The organism is Archangium violaceum (assembly GCF_016887565.1).
Taxonomy (GTDB): Bacteria; Myxococcota; Myxococcia; order Myxococcales; family Myxococcaceae; genus Archangium; species Archangium violaceum_B.
In genome coordinates this window covers 8,793,614-8,810,222 of the sequence record NZ_CP069396.1, presented here as the reverse complement: position 1 = coordinate 8,810,222, position 16,609 = coordinate 8,793,614, and the positions used below count along the sequence as shown (strand labels likewise).

Annotated in this window: 13 protein-coding genes; 8 read left to right on the top strand and 5 right to left on the bottom strand. The window is 68.6% G+C overall.

Annotated features, from left to right (window positions below):
- Entirely contained in the window at positions 1–822 is an 822-nt protein-coding gene (locus JRI60_RS35070; protein ID WP_204220276.1) for an AraC family transcriptional regulator, read from the bottom strand.
- Positions 823–1,012: 190 nt separating this feature from the next.
- Here JRI60_RS35070 and JRI60_RS35065 point away from each other — a divergent pair, with 190 nt between their 5' ends.
- From JRI60_RS35065 to JRI60_RS35050, 4 genes are all read left to right on the top strand, one after another.
- A complete protein-coding gene (locus tag JRI60_RS35065) occupies positions 1,013–2,026 on the top strand; it encodes a pyridoxamine 5'-phosphate oxidase family protein (protein ID WP_204220275.1) in 1,014 nt (337 codons plus the stop codon).
- A 169-nt stretch (positions 2,027–2,195) separates the two neighbouring features.
- Positions 2,196–3,062, top strand: a complete 867-nt coding sequence (locus tag JRI60_RS35060; protein WP_239469882.1) for a heme/hemin ABC transporter substrate-binding protein — start codon at positions 2,196–2,198, stop codon at positions 3,060–3,062.
- On the top strand, positions 3,043–4,122 hold the full coding sequence (locus JRI60_RS35055) for a FecCD family ABC transporter permease (RefSeq protein WP_204220273.1): 1,080 nt from the start codon (positions 3,043–3,045) through the stop codon (positions 4,120–4,122). The genes JRI60_RS35060 and JRI60_RS35055 overlap by 20 nt, the downstream gene beginning before the upstream one ends.
- Positions 4,119–4,940: a heme ABC transporter ATP-binding protein gene (locus JRI60_RS35050; RefSeq protein ID WP_204220272.1), complete on the top strand. Its 822-nt coding sequence runs from the start codon at positions 4,119–4,121 to the stop codon at positions 4,938–4,940. Before JRI60_RS35055 ends, JRI60_RS35050 begins: the two co-directional genes overlap by 4 nt.
- A gap of 30 nt (positions 4,941–4,970) precedes the next feature.
- On the opposite strand, the gene JRI60_RS35045 is transcribed toward JRI60_RS35050, so the two are convergent.
- Both JRI60_RS35045 and JRI60_RS35040 read right to left on the bottom strand, forming a co-directional pair.
- Entirely contained in the window at positions 4,971–5,786 is an 816-nt protein-coding gene (locus tag JRI60_RS35045; protein ID WP_204220271.1) for a siderophore-interacting protein, read from the bottom strand.
- A 121-nt stretch (positions 5,787–5,907) separates the two neighbouring features.
- Entirely contained in the window at positions 5,908–6,888 is a 981-nt protein-coding gene (locus JRI60_RS35040; RefSeq protein ID WP_204220270.1) for an NAD(P)-dependent alcohol dehydrogenase, read from the bottom strand.
- 113 nt (positions 6,889–7,001) lie between these two features.
- Here JRI60_RS35040 and JRI60_RS35035 point away from each other — a divergent pair, with 113 nt between their 5' ends.
- Entirely contained in the window at positions 7,002–7,625 is a 624-nt protein-coding gene (locus JRI60_RS35035) for a TetR/AcrR family transcriptional regulator C-terminal domain-containing protein (RefSeq protein ID WP_204220269.1), read from the top strand.
- 52 nt (positions 7,626–7,677) lie between these two features.
- On the opposite strand, the gene JRI60_RS35030 is transcribed toward JRI60_RS35035, so the two are convergent.
- The gene (locus JRI60_RS35030; RefSeq protein WP_204220268.1) at positions 7,678–8,115 is read right to left on the bottom strand and encodes a hypothetical protein; all 438 of its coding nucleotides are present in this window, start codon (positions 8,113–8,115) and stop codon (positions 7,678–7,680) included.
- A 150-nt stretch (positions 8,116–8,265) separates the two neighbouring features.
- On the opposite strand from JRI60_RS35030, the gene JRI60_RS35025 reads away from it, so the two are divergent.
- The gene (locus JRI60_RS35025) at positions 8,266–8,730 is read left to right on the top strand and encodes a hypothetical protein (RefSeq protein WP_204220267.1); all 465 of its coding nucleotides are present in this window, start codon (positions 8,266–8,268) and stop codon (positions 8,728–8,730) included.
- Between the two features lie 25 nt (positions 8,731–8,755).
- Here the strand turns inward: JRI60_RS35025 and JRI60_RS35020 are convergent, their stop codons facing one another.
- A complete protein-coding gene (locus JRI60_RS35020; protein ID WP_239469880.1) occupies positions 8,756–9,655 on the bottom strand; it encodes a phosphatase PAP2 family protein in 900 nt (299 codons plus the stop codon).
- Positions 9,656–9,707: 52 nt separating this feature from the next.
- Here JRI60_RS35020 and JRI60_RS35015 point away from each other — a divergent pair, with 52 nt between their 5' ends.
- Both JRI60_RS35015 and JRI60_RS35010 read left to right on the top strand, forming a co-directional pair.
- A complete protein-coding gene (locus JRI60_RS35015; RefSeq protein WP_204220265.1) occupies positions 9,708–12,959 on the top strand; it encodes a PD-(D/E)XK nuclease family protein in 3,252 nt (1,083 codons plus the stop codon).
- The gene (locus tag JRI60_RS35010; protein ID WP_204220264.1) at positions 12,952–16,599 is read left to right on the top strand and encodes a UvrD-helicase domain-containing protein; all 3,648 of its coding nucleotides are present in this window, start codon (positions 12,952–12,954) and stop codon (positions 16,597–16,599) included. Before JRI60_RS35015 ends, JRI60_RS35010 begins: the two co-directional genes overlap by 8 nt.
- The last annotated feature ends 10 nt before the right edge of the window (positions 16,600–16,609 follow it).

Here is a 16,609-nt window from a genome sequence, read left to right as displayed (position 1 = left end):
TCAGTCGCCCGCGTCAACTCTGGCAAGGTCGAGCCGCCGCGTGATGTATCGCGCGGGCGACGTGCCGAGCGCCTTTCGAAACATGGTCACGAAGCTGCTCGCGCTTTCGTAGCCCAGGTCGATTGCCACGCTCTGCACGGAGGCTCCCCGCGTGAGCCATTGCAACGCCAGGATGATGTGAAGTTGCTGGCGCCATCGACCAAAGCTCATGCCGGTCTCGTGAACGAGCAGGCGGCTCAGCGTCCGCTCGCCAACGCCAATCCGCCTCGCCCATTCCTTCATGGTCGCGCCGTCCGCCGGATGGGCGGTGATCATCTCGACGAGCCGCCGAAGCCGCGCGTCCGTGGGCATGGGAAGCCGCAGATTCTCCACCTGCGCCGCCGCCAGTTCGTCGAGCAGCACGGTGACGAGCCGGGCCTCCGGCCCGTCGAGTGGATACAGGGCGGGCAGCGTCGCGGCACGGAACAGGAGCTCCCGGAGTAGGGGGCTGACTGAAACCGCACAGCATTCCCTGGGCAATGTGGCGATCGCGTCGGGCTCCACGAACAGAGCGAGCCCTTCGAGAGGTGCCCGGCCCTTGATGCTGTGGTTCGTATTGCCTGGAATCCACAGCGCCGACTGGGGTGGGACGAGCCACAGGGCGTTTGACGCCTCACACGTCACCTCGCCCCGGAGCATGAAGAACAGCTGTGCCTTGCGGTGGGTGTGAAAGTTCAGCTCGAACCCTCCGGTCACCAGCCCCATCCCAACCACCAGGACGGGGCGGGGGACATCATCCGGATCGACATCGAGAAGGTGCGGGGGAAGTTCCGGGAGGCTCATTCGGGGTCCATTCAGTGCCGTGGCCGAATCTCGAAACAAGTTGACCGGGTTTCGTAATGCGGTCAAACGAAAATCAGGTCAGGTTGAAGGGGCAGAGCTCACGCCTGCCATCCTCATCAGAAGGAGCGAACATCGTGCGTAGAACGAACTTGATGCCCCTTCCGGGCTTGCCCGAGCCCAGGAGCCTGCGATGAGCGGCGACATCACCACGATTGCCGCGCTGGAAGCCCGCATCGGCAAGACGCCGGCGCCGGTGAACCTCAAGGTCATCGATCATCTGGACGAAGGCGCGCTGCGCTGGATCGCCGCGTCGCCCCTGATGTTCGCCGGGTTCGGGGATGCCCCCCGCCTCGGCGTCACCTTGGGCGGCGGCCACCCCGGTTTCGCTGGGGGTGACGCCCGCGAGCTGCGACTGCCCACCGAGCTGCTCGACGACCCGACGCTGGCCCGGCCGGGCATGGGGTTCGGCTCGTTGTTCCTGCTCCCTGGCATCGGCGAGACCCTGCGCGTCAACGGCAGGGTGGTGAAGGCGAATGATGGCGAACTGCGCATCACGGTCGAGGAATGCTATGGCCATTGCGCCAAGTCGCTGATCCGCTCGGACTTCTGGGCTGCTTCGCCTGGCGCGGCCACGCCGCGGGATGCCGCGGCCTTCCTTTCCGCCAGCCGCTTCATGGCGTTGGCGACGATCGACGCGCAGGGACGCGCCGACCTCAGCCCCAAGGGGGATCCGGCTGGCACGATGGCGAGTCTCGAGAACGGCAGCGCCTGGTTCGCCGAGCGCCCGGGAAACCGCCGTGTGGACAGCTTCCGTAACATCATCGCCCAGCCGCACATCGCCGCCGCGCTCCTGATTCCCGGTTCGACGCACGTCGCTCATCTATCGGGGGTCGCGCGGATCACGACCGATGAGGCGGTGCGCGCGCGATTCGTCGTTCAGGGCAAGACGCCGACGCTGGTCACCGGAATCAATGACCCGACCATCGACCTGCGCGAGAGCCCCACGCTCGTCCGCGCCAATCTCTGGCCGGTCAAAGCGCGTACCGAGGACGTCGACCCGGCAAAGGTGTTCGTCGCGCACATCAAGCTGAATGGTGATAAGGGCCTCGGGGCCAGGCTGGCGGGCGCGGTCCTGTCCGTTCCCGGCGTCACCGGCCTTCTGCAGAAGGGCTTGGACAAGGACTACAAGACCAACCTCTACTGACGCGAGATGTGGCCACTCCTCGCCCTTGACAGGGGCCCCGCGAGCGTGGAATGTCTCCGTGGTTCTTGACTTTGATTTTCAAAATCAACATCTCCGAAAAAGAGAGTCCCGTGCGCTCTTGGGATGCAGTGGGGTTGTCATGAGGAATCCAGCCTTCTCGTTGTTGCTCATGAGTTCCGTCCTCGCGAGCTCCCTCGTTCACGCGGAGCAGTTCAAGGGCGTCGACGGACAGACCGTGGAGCTGGGCCCGCCGAAGCGGGTGGTCGCGGTCAACTCCTCGCTGGTGGAGATCCTGTTCGGCTTGGGCAAGGGGGACACCATCGTCGGAACCGACGTGGGGGGCACCTATCCTCCCGAGCAGGAGAAGATCGCCAAGGTCGGCCACCCCTACCATCCCAGCGTCGAGGGCATCGTCAGCCTGAAGCCGGACCTCGTTCTCGCGACGGAGGAGAACCTGACGCCCGCCACCGCCGCGCAGCTCCGGAGCGCCAGGATTCCCGTGTTGATCCTCGAGAACTCCGCCAAGGATGGGATCGACGGCTTGAAGAGGCGCATCGATGTCGTCGCGCGGCTCTTCAACGTCCAGGAGGCGGGGAAGCGGATGACCCAGGAGCTCGACAAGCAGTGCGCGGAGCTGGGGAAGAAGAGCTCCGCGGTGAAGAAGAAGCCCCGGATCCTCTTCCTCTACGCTCATGGTCCCGGAGAAGCCTTCGTCTACGGAAAAGACACGGGCGTCCACGTGCTCATCGAGCTGGCGGGAGGTCAGAACGCCGCGGACTTCACCACGGGAACCAAGGTGCTGACGGCGGAGGGGATGGTGCTCGCGTCCCCCGATGCGATCATCATGTTGAACCGGGGCCTCGAAGCGGTGGGCGGAATCGACGGCGCCCTGAAGCTCCCGGGCGTGGCCCTGACTCCAGCGGGCCGGAACAAGAAGATCCTGGCCGTGGACAACAGCATCCGCTGGGTCGGCCCCCGCTTCCCCCAATTCGCTGACGCGATCTTCACGGCAATCCATGCGAAGCCTCAGCAGTGAGAGCATCTCGCGGTCGGGCGAGCACGTTTCGACGGCTCTCGGCAAGAGGACGAAGGGTCTGCTCGTCCTCGTCCCGCTCCTGGTGCTCTGCGTCGTGACCTCCCTGGGGGTCGGGGCCGTCTCCATCACCCCCGCCCAGGTGGTCTCCATCCTTCTCGAGCAGGTCGGTCTGCCTCCGTTCACCACGTTCACGGAGCAGCAGGCGGCGGTCCTCTACGCCATCCGCCTGCCGCGCGTCCTCCTGGGCGTCCTGGTCGGGGCCGCGCTCTCCGTGGCGGGTGTGGCCCTCCAGGGACTGTTCCGCAATCCGCTCGCCGATCCCGGTCTCCTCGGGGTGTCGGGTGGAGCCTCGTTCGCCGTGGCCGCCGTCACGGTGCTCAAGCTCCAGCTCCTCGGCTTCTACACCCTTCCGGTGGCGGCGTTCGTCGGGAGCTTCGTGGCCATCCTCCTCATCGCTTCACTGGCCCAGGAGAACGGCAAGACCAACGTCGCGATGATGCTTCTGTGCGGGGTCGCCATCAACGCGCTCTGCGTGTCCGGAACGGGCCTCTTCACCTATCTCTCGACCGACGATCAGCTGCGGACCCTGACCTTCTGGCAGCTCGGCTCGCTCGCGGGAGCGACGTGGACCCTGGTCTCCACCATCACGCCCCTGGTGCTGCTCTGCGCCGTGGGCATGCTGTTTCTCGCGAACCCACTCAATGCCCTCCTCCTGGGCGAGGCGAACGCGCATCACCTGGGCATCTCCGTGGAGCGCACCAAGTGGAAGATCGTGGCGCTCGTGGCCCTGGGCGTGGGGGCGGGAGTCGCCGTCTCGGGGATGATCGGTTTCATCGGGCTCGTGGTTCCCCATCTCATCCGGTTGTGGCTCGGTCCCAACCACCGCGTCCTGTTGCCTCTTTCCGCGCTCCTGGGCTCGGCGCTCCTGGTCCTCGCGGATCTGGTCGCCCGTACCGTCGTGGTTCCTTCCGAGTTGCCCATCGGCATCGTGACATCGCTCGCCGGCTCGCCCTTCTTCCTGTACCTGCTCTTGCGGCAGCGAAGGACCCACGTCCTATGAACCCGGTCCTCGAGGTCCGCGACCTTCATTGTCAGCTCGGCCAGACGCGGCTCCTGTCCGGCATCCACCTGACCCTGGAGCCCGGCGAGCTGCTGGTGGTCATCGGACGCAATGGGGCGGGAAAGAGCACGCTCTTCAAACACCTGACGGGAGAGCTGCGCAGCCAGAGTGGCGAGGTGCTCGCCTTCGGCTCCCCCCTGGGCAGCAGCTCGCGGACGGAGCTCGCCCGGAGACGGGCCGTGTTGCCCCAGAGCACGAACCTCCAGTTCGCCTACGAGGCCCTGGAGGTCGTGATGTTGGGGAGGATCCCCCACCAGCAGCACCGTCCGGAGTCGCGGGAGGACGTGCGGATCGCTCGCGCCTGCCTGGAGCGGGTCGGGCTCAAGGGGTATGAGTCGCGCAACTACCTGACGCTCTCAGGGGGAGAGCAGCAGCGTGTCCACCTCGCGCGCGCGCTCGCCCAGATTCATGACACCGCTGGACACCGGTTGCTCCTGCTGGATGAGCCCACGAGCAGTCTGGACATCGCTCATCAGCACAAGGCCTTGCAACTGGTGAAGGAGGCGACCCGGGAAGGCGTCGCGGCGCTCCTCATCCTCCATGACCTGAACCTGGTCGCCCAATACGCGGACAAGGTCCTGGTGCTCGCCGAGCGGAAAGCCCTTGCAATCGGAGAGCCTCGCTCGGTCATGACGACAAACATCCTCAGCCGGGCTTTCGACTACCCCATGACCACGCTTCCCCATCCCTGGCTGGATTGCCCGATCATCGTTTCAGGAGAGCGTTCGTCCAATGCCCTCCTGAAACAGGGCTCATGAATTCCCGTGGCCCGCGAGGGCCACGTTGATTCATTCCTCGTCGTGATCGTGGTCCGACACGCCCCGCTTCCAATAGCCGGTGACGCTCATCCAGGCCTTGTTGATGCCACGCTCGTTGATCAGGTGCTGACGCAGCGTCCGCATGACAGTGGATTCGCCCGCGCCCCACGCGAAGTAATCCCCGGGAGGAAAAGCCAGTTCACGCACGGCCTTCTCCAGATGGTTCGTGGTGCCGGGGCGGGCGCCCTCCCTGTACAGCCAGGTCAGCTCCAGGTTGGCCTGGCTCTGGAGCGGCACCCGCGCGGAGGCGTCGGCGACTTCGACGAACACGATGGCCCGCGCGCCCGAGGGCAGTTCCTCGAGCCTGCGGGCAAGTGCCGGAAGCGAGGTCTCGTCGCCGAAGAAGAGGTACCAGTCGAAATCGTAGGTGACCACCAACGAGCCGCGTGGGCCGGCCACTCCCAGCATGTCGCCCGGCTTCGCCTGCGCGGCCCACGTGGAGCCAGGGCCCGAGCCGTGGATCACGAAATCGATGTCCAACTCCCCCGCGACGGGGTCATGGCGCCGGGGCGTGTAGTCGCGAAGCGCCGGACGCGGTTTGTCCGGTGGAAACTCCAATCCCCGGGGCCCCATCCCCGTCGGAACGACTGGCATCCTTTCTCCCGGGGCGGGGAAGAACAACCTCACATGGTCATCCGCGGCCTCGCTCCGGAAGCCATCCAGATCCTTTCCGCCGAGCGTCACGCGCACCATGTTCGGACTGAGGCGGACCGTTCGCAGGACCTCGAGGATGCGGACCCGGATGGGGAAGGGTCCCTTTCTCACTGTGCGTTCACGTGTCGTCATGTGAGCGATTCTAAAGGGTCGGCAGGAGTTTGTGCGCGAAGACACGCCTCACCTCCGCCATCTCGTTTCAGATGCAATCAGCCCACCTTAAACGCCTCGACATCGGACCCCGTCCTTGGCTCTAGACTGAGATCACCGTCTTTCCTTGTGCGTGCCCCTCGGCCACGTGACCCATTGCCGCGGCGGTCTCACGCAGTGCGTACCGCCGCTCGATCACCGGAGTCACCTTTCCGGCTTCGATCAGCGACCGGAGGAAGAGCAGATCTTCCCGCCGCGGCCTGCTCATCAGCATGGTCATCTTCTGGCTGCCGAACATTCCCGCCAGCATCACCTTGAGCATCCAGACGATGGGCCCGATCCAGTTTCCGCCCGGCGAGCCGGCGGAGGAGACGAACACGCCCGCTGGCGCGAGCACCGTCCGGCAGTCGGCGAGGGAACGATTGCCCACCAGGTCGAGCATCACGTCATAGCGCTCCGGGCCCCGCGCGAAGTCTTCGCGGGTGTAGTCGATCACCCGGTCGGCTCCGAGCGAGCGGACCTTGTCGACGTGGCGCGTGCTGCAGACCGCGGTCACCTCCGCGCCCAATGCCTTGGCGATCTGCACCGCGAAGGTGCCCACGCCTCCTGAGGCGCCGTTGATCAGGACCTTCTGTCCCGGTTTGAGCTGTCCGGCGTCGCGCAGCCCCTGTAGCGCGGTCATTCCCGAGATGGGCACCGCCGCCGCCTGCTCGAAGGTCAGGTTGGCCGGCTTGGGCACGAGCATGTCCGCGGGCGCGCACACGTATTCGGCGAAGGCGCCCCCCGGCATCTGACCGTAGACCTCGTCTCCGGGTTTGAACGCGGTGACGTTGGGGCCCACCGCCTCCACCGTCCCGGCCATGTCCTGTCCCGCGATGCGGTGCTTGGGCCGGCTCAGGCCGAACGCCAGGCGGACCAGGTACGGCGTGCCGGTGAGCAGGTGCACGTCGCCCTTGTTCACCGAAGCCGCATGCACCCGGACCCGCACCTCGCCGTCTCCCAGTGCCGGCCGCTCCACCTGCTCGAACCGGAGCACCGCGGTCGATCCGTAGGCGGGTTGGACGATCGCGTTCATGGTCTCCATCGGGTTCTCCTGACTTACGGTGTAAGTTGACTCGAACAGAAGCTAGGCTTACGGTGTAAGCCGTGTCAAGTCGACCTTCCAAATCACGTGCTCCCTTGACCCGGGAGCGGGTCTTGAGCGCGGCCATCCGCCTCGCCGACGAGGGGGGCCTCGAGGCTGTCTCGATGCGCAAGCTCGCCCAGGAGCTGGGGGTGGAGGCGATGTCGCTCTACCACCACGTCGCCAACAAGGACGACGTGCTCGACGGCATCGCCGACCTGGTGGTGGCCCAGATCGAGCTGCCCGCGATTGGCGGCGATTGGAAGACAGCGATACGAAAGCGCGCTCACTCCGCCCATGAGGTGTTGCTGCGCCACCCCTGGGCCTCGATGCTGATCGTCTCCCGCCTCAACATCGGGCCGGCGATGTTGCGCTACGTGAACGCCACCCTCGGCTGCCTGCGCGAAGCCGGCTTCTCGTATCAGCTCGCCGATCACGCCTGGAACGCGATCGACAGCCACATCTACGGCTTCACGCTCCAGGCGCTGAACTTCCCCCTCGATCGCGCGGAGTATGCGAGTGCGGCGCGGGGCTTCCTCCCCAGGCTTCCCGCCGAGCAGTATCCCTACATGCGGGAGCTCACCCAGCTGGTGGCCGACGGCGCCCACCACGGCGTGCAGCAGTTCGAGTTCGGGTTGGAGTTGATCCTCGATGGGCTGGAGAGGTTGAGGACAAAGCGGGGCGTCGCCTCGCCATGAAATGCACTGCCTTTCAGCTCAACCTCTTGCTTCACGCCGGCGAGGTCGGCCCTCAGGTCAGATCCAGGATTCGCCGGAGGCGCTGCTGTATGGAATGAAGATTGGCCGGCCAGTCGGCATCGTTCAGAAAACCGATGTAAGCCATCTCACCTTCAAGCGTCCAGCGGACGTACAACCGCATGAGCCCTCCGCGGTGAGACGTCTCGAGCTCCCGCTCCTGCTTCAGGTAGGCGGGTATGCAGCCCATGAGGAATCCGTATCCCTTGTCGAGCATCTCGTCCTGATGGAATCCGCTGTCCCGCTTTTCCTCGAGAACGTCGAGAATGAACGCCTGCCAGATGAAGTAATCGTTGGGATCGACCCAGTCATTCCCCTCCGTCTGGCCCGATTCGTAGAGACGGATGGCTTCATCCATGTCGTCGATCATCTGCTTCGCGATCACGAGCAGGTGCCGGGTGAGGGAGGCCGGTATGAGCTCTATTCCTGCCATGTGCGCAGCATAGGGCCGCCATGGAACACCGTCCATCCGCCGAGCCGACCCCGTGGGTCGTCATGGTAGTCGCAGACGCTGTTGGCGGCGCTGCTGGTTGGTGAGGAGTGCTGGCGCGGCCAACCCCTCCTATACTTCTATACTTGCCGCATGGGTTCGCCGACTTCGATTCTCGTGGATGATTCGCTCTGGCCTCTGCTGCGGGTGACGTTTCCGCGCGTGGTCACGAATGAGCAATATACGGAGTTACTGGAGCGCAGACTGTCTTATCTGCAGCGGCGGGAGCGGCACGTCAGTCTGATAGACATGCGCCAGCTCCGGTCGCTCACCTCCGAGCAGCGCGAGATGCAGGGGGCCTTCCTGCGACAGCAGGAGGACCTGATGCGTCGGTGGTCGATGGGGATCGTGACACTCATCAACTCTCCAGCCCTGGCGCTGGTGATCCGGCTCATCGTCCACCGCATCAAGCCCTCGGTCGTGCCGTACTCCGTCCTGACCTCGTGGCCGGCGGCGGTGTCGTGGGCGGCGGACCGGTTGGAGGCAGACGGGCTGAGCGAGCACGCGCGGCGGGTCCGGCAATGCCTCGGGTCGTCTTGCCACGAAGAGCTGGGCTGAGTCCCCGGCAGGGGACCGAGAGCCCTCAGAACCGCCCGGACAGCATCACGCCACCAAGGTTGCCGGACACGTTCATCGACAGGTCCGTGGCCTTCGACTCCGTCTGCTCCTGGCGCCCGTGCAGCAACAGGGGCACTCCCACGCCGAAGAGCGAGCCCGCCGCCGCTCCCACCAGCACGTCCGTGAGGTAGTGCCTGTCCGCGCCCATGCGCAGCAGTCCCACCGAGGCCGCCGCCGGCAGGCCCACCGCCCAGATGAGCCACCGGTTCTTGTAGCCGCGCAGCTCGGACACCGTGCCCGCCGCCGTCACCAGCGAGAAGGCCAGGCTGGTGTGCCCGCTGTAGAAGGACACGTTGTTGTCGGTGGGGTGCTCTGTGTTCCCCTTTTCCTCCTCGGGCAGCACGTGCACGAAGGGGCGCTCGCGGCGCACGGAGAACTTCACCGCCTGGTTCACCACCGCGGCCACCACCGCCGACTCCACGATGATGGTGGCGTCCTCCGCGAAGTAGCGGGGGGGGGCCCCGCTGCCTCGGCCCAGCAGGTACTGCGCTCCGAGCAACCCCACCGGCAGCACGACGAAGTCCGCCACGTCGCTCACCTTGTTCCAGCGCTCGCGGCCCGCCTCGGTCTCCGCCGCCACGCCCCGGCCCCACCGGTCCACCCCGTTGAGGGTGTCCGTGCCGTCCGCCGCGCGGTCGCACCAGCTGCACCGGGTCAGGTCGATCTGCTTCTTGAGGATGGTCTCGCTGCCGACCCACAGCGCCCCTCCGATACCGGTGATGAGCGCGTCACGCGTCCAATTGAACTCGAGCGCGTGAATCGTCGGGGCATCCGCGGCCTGCTGGGCGCCAGGCAGGGCCTCGGCCGGGACGGGGGAGGAAGCAACCAGGGAAGCAAGCGCTAGAAAACAGAGGGAAGTTGGCACGGAGGCGAGCATAAATGCGTCCCTCGCTCCGTTCTAGAATCCCCCACTCCGTATGTCCTCTCCTCGTCGTACCCTTCAGGTCTTCCCCGATGCCGGCCGCCGGCAGGCCGCCCTGCGCGCCGCGCGGGGCTCCTCCGGCATCGTCCGGGGAGACGCCTTCCTCACCTGGGACGGCTTCCTGGAGGCCCTGGGTGGAGCGCGCGAGCTGGGCCGGCGCCCGTGCTCGCCCGTCGCCGCTCGCACCGTGGTGGCCTCGCTCGCCCAGGGTCTGGGCTCCACTCCTTTTGGCGACTTCGTCCACGAGCCCGCCTTCGCCCGCGCCGCCCTGGAGGTGCTGTTGGACCTCGAGGCCGGCCGGCTCTCCCCGCGCGAGCTACAGGATGCCCTGGAGGTGCTCCCTCCCGAGCGGCGCAACCGCGTCCGGACGCTCGCCCTCCTTCACCACGCCTATGAGCAGAAGATGGCCGAGCTGGGCCTGGCGGACCGCGAGGACGTGGTGCGCGGGGCGCGCGAGGCCCTCGAGCGCAACGCCTGGCCCGCCGCCTGGGACGACGTGGGCACCCTGGTGCTGCACGGCATCTACGACGTCCGGCCCTCGAAGTTGGAGCTGCTGATGGCCCTGGCGGCGGCCTGCGACGCGCGGCGGGTGACGCTGCGCGTGGAGACTCCGGTGGGTGGCTCGCCGGTGGCGGACGCGGCCCTGGCGGCCCTCTTCCGCGCTTTCGAGAACCGGGGCGAGGCGCTCCCCCACGTCGACCTCTTCAAGGCGGACGTCACCTTCGAATCCCGCCCGATGGTGGAGCTCGGCCGCCACCTCTTCTCCCCTCGAGCGGAGAAGGACGTGCTCCGGGGCGAGGTGGAGGGCCTGCGGATGTGGAGCGCGGGGACGGCGCGGGACGAGGCTCGGCTCATCGCCCGGGACGTGCGCCGCCTGGTGTCGGAGGGCGTGTCTCCTGGCAGCATCGTCGTGGCGTGGCGCGACCTGGGGACCGAGGCCCGCTGGGTGGCGGATGCCTTCTCCGAGCTGGGCGTGCCCGTGCGCCTGCCCTGGGGCGAGCCGCTCGCGCTGGCCGGCCCCGTGCGTCTGGCGTTGGACCTGCCGCTGCTGGTGGAGGACGGTTTCCCCGCCGAGCGCGTGGCGGAGCTGGTGTCCAGCCGCTACGCGCCCATCCTCTCGCGGGGAGCCCCGGAGGCTCCGGCGACGCTCCTCACGCTCGCGGCCGTCCGGGACGACCGGCTGGGCGCGACGCGCGGGAAGGGGGCGTACGACCTGCGCCTGGAGGCCCTGGCGAAGCGGCTGGAGCCGCTGCCCAATCAGGTGCGCCCCAGGGAGCAGCGGCGCGCCCACGAGGCCCGGGTGCTGCGCGAGCGGTGCCTCTTCCTGCTGGAGTCCTGTCGCCGCATTCCGGAGCAGGGCAAGGCCTCGGAGTTGCTCGCCGCGTGGTGGCAGGTGGTGCGTCGGCTGGGGCTGTTGGACTCGGAGGGCGCGCTGGACGCCCCCGCGGACGAGGGACTGGGAGCGCTCGCGCTGGACGCGAGGGCCCGGGACGACGCGGCGCGGTTGGCGCTGGTGGCGCGGGTGCGAGAGCTGGAGCGGACGCTCGCGGCGGTGGGCGGTGGCCCCCGGCTGCGGCGGCGCACCTTCGGCCGCTGGTTGCAGGACATGATGCGCGACGTGCACCTGCCCGCGCGCGGGCCCTCGACGGCCGCCGTGGAGGTGCTGGACGTGCGCGAGTTGGAGGGGCGCTCCTTCGGTCACGTCTTCCTCGGGGGCATGGCCGAGGGCCGCTTCCCCGGGAGCGAGCCGCCCAACCCGCTGCTGGGCGACGCCGAGCGCATCGCCCTCAACAAGCACCTGGGCCGGGACGTCTTCCGCCTCACGGGCGGCGAGTTCGAGGACCGCGCGCCCTGGCGCCTCACCGAGGACCGGCTCCTGTTCGCCAGCGTGCTGGCCGCCGCCGAGGAGACGGTGAGCCTGTCCTTCTCCGTGGAGGGCCCGGGTGGTCAGGAGCAGGCGCCCTCGGCCTTCCTCGAGGAGGTGCGGCGGCTGACGGGGACGACGTGGGAGGCGCGCTCGCTGCCGGCCATCGTGCCGCTCGACGAGGTGCTCACGGAGGCGGAGCTGCGTCAGCGGGTGGTGCTGGAGTCGCTCGCGCTCGAGAAGCTGCGTGTCTCCGCGCCGGACCCCGCCCGGAACGTGCTCAGGAGCCGCTTCACGGACGCGCCATGGCTCGCCTCGTCGAAGGAGATGGTGCAGGTGGAGATCGAACGCCTGCACTTCTTCGGGGACTCGCGCAAGGGCGCCGGCCGGTACACCGGCGCGGTGGATGACCCGGCCCTGGGCGAGGCGGTCCGGGAGGCGTTCCGCTTCGGTGCCGAGCGCCCGCTGTCCGCCTCGGCGCTCGCGCGCTTCGGCAATTGCGGCTTCCAGGGGTTCCTGTCCTACGGGCTGAAGGTGCCCGAGCCGGAGCAGCCGGGCGAGGAGTTCGACCGCCGGGGGCAGGGTGTCTTCTGGCACCGCGTGCTGGAGGAGTTCTTCAAGCGGCTCAAGGAGCGCAAGCTGTTGGGCCGGGGCCTCGACGAGATACCGGAGGCGCTGTTGGACACGGTGCTCGACGAGGTGCGGGCGCACTTCGAGGAGCGGCACTACGTGGGGCACCCCGCGCTGTGGCGCCTGGCGCGCGAGCGGGCGAAGAACATGGTGCGCCGCATCCTCATGGACGAACGGCGGGGCCTGCCCTTCGAGCGCTTCGAGCCGAAGGAGTTCGAGCTGCGCTTCGGGCCTCGTAACCCGGCCGAGGGGTGGAACGAAGTGACGCTCCAGGTGGACGAGGACGTCATCCACTTCGAGGGCACCATCGACCGGTTGGACATGGCGGGCGGCGAGGTGGGCGTCATCGACTACAAGTCCGGCAGGCTCTCCAGGTCGGAGCTGAAGAAGAAGCTGCTCGACTCGGACTTCCAGCTCCCGCTGTACCTGTACGCGGCGCGGGCGAGCGGCCACCTCCAGACGCGCCAGGCGGCATGGTTCTCACTGAGGACGGGCGAGGTCATCCACCTGTCGGAGGTGCTGGAGAAGGACGCGGTGGAGATGGACGAGCTGTTGTCCACCGAGCCCAAGGTGCGAGAGCGGCTGGCGGCGGAGGCGAAGCCCAACCTGGCCAACGCCGTGGAGGCCTTGATTCGCACCGTGAGGGCGGGACAGTTCGCCATGAGACCGAAGGACTGCGGCAGCTGTGGCTACCGCCCCGTGTGCCGCATCACCGAGCGGCGGCTCGTGGAGGAGGAGGGCTCGTATGAGTGAGACCTCGCTCCTGGCGCTGGAGAAGAACCTCGCCCTGATGGCGGGTGCCGGCGCGGGCAAGACGTACAGCCTGGTGACGATGACGCTGCACCTGATGGCCGGTGCGCGCGAGGGCCTGAAGCCCCTGCGTCCCTCGCGGCTGTGCATGGTGACGTTCACCGACAAGGCCGCCGCGGAGATGCGCGCGCGCGTCCGGACCCGTCTGGATGCGCTCGTCCAGGCCGAGCCGAAGGCGCTGCTGGAGCCGGAGCTGCGGGCCTCGCTCGAGCGGCTGGACAAGCCCTTTCCCACCCGGGACGCATGGCGGGCCCTGCGCGAGGAGTTGAGTTCTGCCTCGGTGGGCACCTTCCACTCGCTGTGCGGCCAGTTGCTGCGCCGCGCGCCCCCGGGCTCGGGTGTTGACCCGTCCTACGAGGTGCTCGACGACCTGGAGGCCCGATCGCTCGTGCTGGACGTGTGCGAGCGCGTGGTGCTGGAAGCGCTGGAGTCTGGTGACGCCGGGGTACGAGAGCTGTGCCAGGAGCTGACCTTCTCCGGCTCCGACTTCACCGAGGGCCTGGTGTCCTCGCTGGCCGCCACCTACGGCAAGCTGCGCGAGGAGGGCCTGCGCGCCGCGGACGTCCGCATCTCCGACGTGGACGAGGCCCGGGCCACGTTCGAGAAGCTCGTCGAGCGGTGCCGTCACCTGTGCTCCACCGTGCGGGAACTCGACGTCAAGGGCGAGTGGAGTGAGCTCCGAGTGCAGCTCGAGGCCGCGCTGGATGGCCTCACGCCGGAGAACTGTTTCGAGCACGAGCGGTTGCCCTCGCTCAAGGCGGCCTTCCTCGAGGACGGCCGCGATGTGCGCCGGCTGAAGAAGGAGCCGGGCAACTCGATGAAGGAGCTGTACTGGGCCTTCTTCGGGAAGAGCGACGGCTCGGTGATGCGCCTGGAGGACACGTATGCCGGGTGGCGCACGGCGCCCTTCGAGGCCTCCTTCCGTTCGCTGCTCACGCAGGTGGCGGCGCGCCACGAGGAGGAACTCTCCCGGCGCAACGCACTGGACTTCACCGCGCTGCTGGTGAAGACGCGGGATCTGCTGAGAGATCTCCCGGACTTCCGCCGCCAGACGCAGGAGCGCCTGGGTGCGCTGCTGGTGGACGAGTTCCAGGACACCAACCGGTTGCAGTTGGAGCTGGTGCTGCTGCTGGCCGAGAAGCGCGACGGTGGCCCCCGCCCGCTGCCTCCGGACGCGGATCTGGTGGCCGCGCTCCCGTTGGAGCCCGCCTTCCTGTGCGCGGTGGGAGACCGCAAGCAGTCCATCTACGAGTTCCGCGGCGCCGACGTGTCCGTCTTCCAGGTGCTGGCGAAGAAGATCGAGGACGAGGGCGGAGCGCGCGGCTTCCTCCAGCACAACCGGCGCTCGGTGAAGCCGCTGCTCGACTTCTTCAACGAGGCCTTCTCGGGCGTGTTGGTGGCGGGGGAGGGTGGAGCGCGCCCCTACGAGGTGGTGTACGTCCCGAAGGAGGACGACCTCGCGGCGGTGCGCGAGACGCCCGTGCCGGACGCGGTGGTGGAGCGGCTCCAGCTGGACGACGAGCTGTCCACGGGCGAGCTGCGCCTGGCGGATGCGGACGCGGTGGCGAAGCGGCTGAAGGTGATGCTGGCCCCGGACGCGGAGCCCTGCGTGGCGCGCGAGGACGGCGAGGGTCTGCGTCCGGCGCGTGGCGGCGACGTGGCCATGCTCTTCCGGACCTTCTCGCACCTGGAGGTGTACCGGCAGGCGCTCATCCGCCACGGGATTCCCCACCGGGTGTTGCGCGGGCGCGGCTTCTATGGAGCGCAGGAGGTGCTGGACCTGGCCTCGCTGCTGTCGCTGCTGGCGGACTCCGAGGACGCGCTCGCCTTCGCGGCGGTGCTTCGCTCGCCGCTGGTGGGCCTGTCGGATGCCTCGCTCTTCCGGCTCGCCGGGCCCGAGGGCCTGTCGCTGCCCGTCGTGGAGCGCCTGGGGTCCTCCGCATTGGAGGCGCTGCCCGAGGGCGAGCGCGTCCGCCTGGAGCGTTTCCTCTCGGCACTGCCGGAGCTGCGGCGCGAGCGGGACCGGCTCGGGGTGCGTGCCCTGCTGCGGGCCGCGATGGACGTGACGGGTTACCGGGAGGCGCTCGCGGGTACTCCGTACGCGGAGCAGGCGAGCGCCAACGTGGAAAAGCTGCTCGCGCTGGCGGGCCGGCGTGACGAGCGCGGCACGGGTGGCTGCGTGACCTTCGCCCGCGAGCTGCAACGGCTGGCCAACGAGGAGCCCACCGAGTCCCAGGCGGACCTGCTGGAGGCGGGAGATCCTCGCGCGGTGCAGCTCCTCACCATCCACCGCGCCAAGGGCCTGGAGTGGCCGGTGGTGGTGGCGCCTTCGCTCGGCAGCCTGCGGCGCTTCTCCAGCGGGCGGGCCCTCTTCGAGCGGGGCCATGGCCTGTGCCTGCGGCCGTGGTTGCCGGACAGCCTCGACAAGTACCGCTCTCCCCGTTTCGACCAGGTGAAGGACGAGCTGAAGCGGCGCGAGACGGCCGAGTACCGGCGCCTGCTGTACGTCGCGCTCACCCGCGCGAGGGACAGGCTCATCCTCTCCGGCGGCGAGGAGCGTGGCGCGTCCGACTCGTGGTGGTGCCTGCTCGACGAGCAAGTGAAGGACAACACGCGGCTGCGCGGGCTCGTCGAGGATGTGGACGTGGAGACGCTGCCCCCTCCCGCGGAAGCCCTCGAGCCGGAGGACGTGGACCCGTCGGAGCAGGAGGCCCGTGTCGAGGCGGCGGTGCGGCGGGTCTACGAGGGCATGGCCGCCATCACGCCCGAGGTGGCGGTGGTGGAGCCCGAGGCCGTGCAGGACTTCCTCACCTGCCCGCGCCGCTACCACTACGTGCACCGGCTCGGGTTGCGCGCGGAGGGAGCGACCTGGGAGACGCCTCGCGAGTCCCCGGCGTACCTCGAGCTGGATGCCTGGGGCGGAGCCGCTCCGAGTCCCTCGGGTCGGGTGCTGACCCTCCTGCGAGGGGTGGACTTCCGCCTCGCCAGGACGGAGGCCTCCGAGCGGCGCGCCCGCCTGGAGGCGCTCGTGCGCGAGGTGGGCTGGGACATGGGCGAGGACGGAGTGGAGGAGGCGCTCGCCACCGTGGAGCGCTTCCTGGGCACCGCCTTCGCCCGCCGGCTGGCGGAAGCCCCCTCGGCGGACGTGCACCGCGCGCTGCCCTTCGTGCTGCCGTTGACGGGCGACGGGTCGGCCGCCCTCGAGGGCCAGGTGGACCTCCTCTGGGAGACGCCCTCGGGCGAGGCCCGGGTGGTGGCCTTCAAGCCGGGCAAGCGCCCTCCGAGGGGCGTGGCCGCCCATGCCGAGTCCCTCTCGGCCCTGTTACTGGCCTCTCGTCGGCTGGTGCGTGAGGGAGTCCCCGTGGAGGTGGGCGTGGCCTTCCTGGGCGAGGACGTGCCAGAGCCGGAGTTCCCCTCGCTTCCCAAAGACCTGGGCGCCATCGCCGAGCGTCTCCGGGAGGCGGCTCGGGGGCTGGTGGAGGCGGATGTGGGTGGCAGGTGGCCGGGCAGGGAGCGGTCGACTTGCGAATCACTGGGGTGTGGCTTCGCGGAACACTGTCACGCGGGCCCTCGTGCGTGCTAAGGCGGGCGCC

Excerpts from the sequence above, each read along its gene's own strand:
- JRI60_RS35070 (WP_204220276.1), bottom strand. The coding sequence starts at position 822 with ATGAGCCTCCCGGAACTTCCCCCGCACCTTCTCGATGTCGATCCGGAT.
- JRI60_RS35065 (WP_204220275.1), top strand. The coding sequence starts at position 1,013 with ATGAGCGGCGACATCACCACGATTGCCGCGCTGGAAGCCCGCATCGGC.
- JRI60_RS35060 (WP_239469882.1), top strand. The coding sequence starts at position 2,196 with ATGAGTTCCGTCCTCGCGAGCTCCCTCGTTCACGCGGAGCAGTTCAAG.
- JRI60_RS35055 (WP_204220273.1), top strand. The coding sequence starts at position 3,043 with ATGCGAAGCCTCAGCAGTGAGAGCATCTCGCGGTCGGGCGAGCACGTT.
- JRI60_RS35050 (WP_204220272.1), top strand. The coding sequence starts at position 4,119 with ATGAACCCGGTCCTCGAGGTCCGCGACCTTCATTGTCAGCTCGGCCAG.
- JRI60_RS35045 (WP_204220271.1), bottom strand. The coding sequence starts at position 5,786 with ATGACGACACGTGAACGCACAGTGAGAAAGGGACCCTTCCCCATCCGG.
- JRI60_RS35040 (WP_204220270.1), bottom strand. The coding sequence starts at position 6,888 with ATGGAGACCATGAACGCGATCGTCCAACCCGCCTACGGATCGACCGCG.
- JRI60_RS35030 (WP_204220268.1), bottom strand. The coding sequence starts at position 8,115 with ATGGCAGGAATAGAGCTCATACCGGCCTCCCTCACCCGGCACCTGCTC.
- JRI60_RS35025 (WP_204220267.1), top strand. The coding sequence starts at position 8,266 with ATGGGTTCGCCGACTTCGATTCTCGTGGATGATTCGCTCTGGCCTCTG.
- JRI60_RS35015 (WP_204220265.1), top strand. The coding sequence starts at position 9,708 with ATGTCCTCTCCTCGTCGTACCCTTCAGGTCTTCCCCGATGCCGGCCGC.
- JRI60_RS35010 (WP_204220264.1), top strand. The coding sequence starts at position 12,952 with ATGAGTGAGACCTCGCTCCTGGCGCTGGAGAAGAACCTCGCCCTGATG.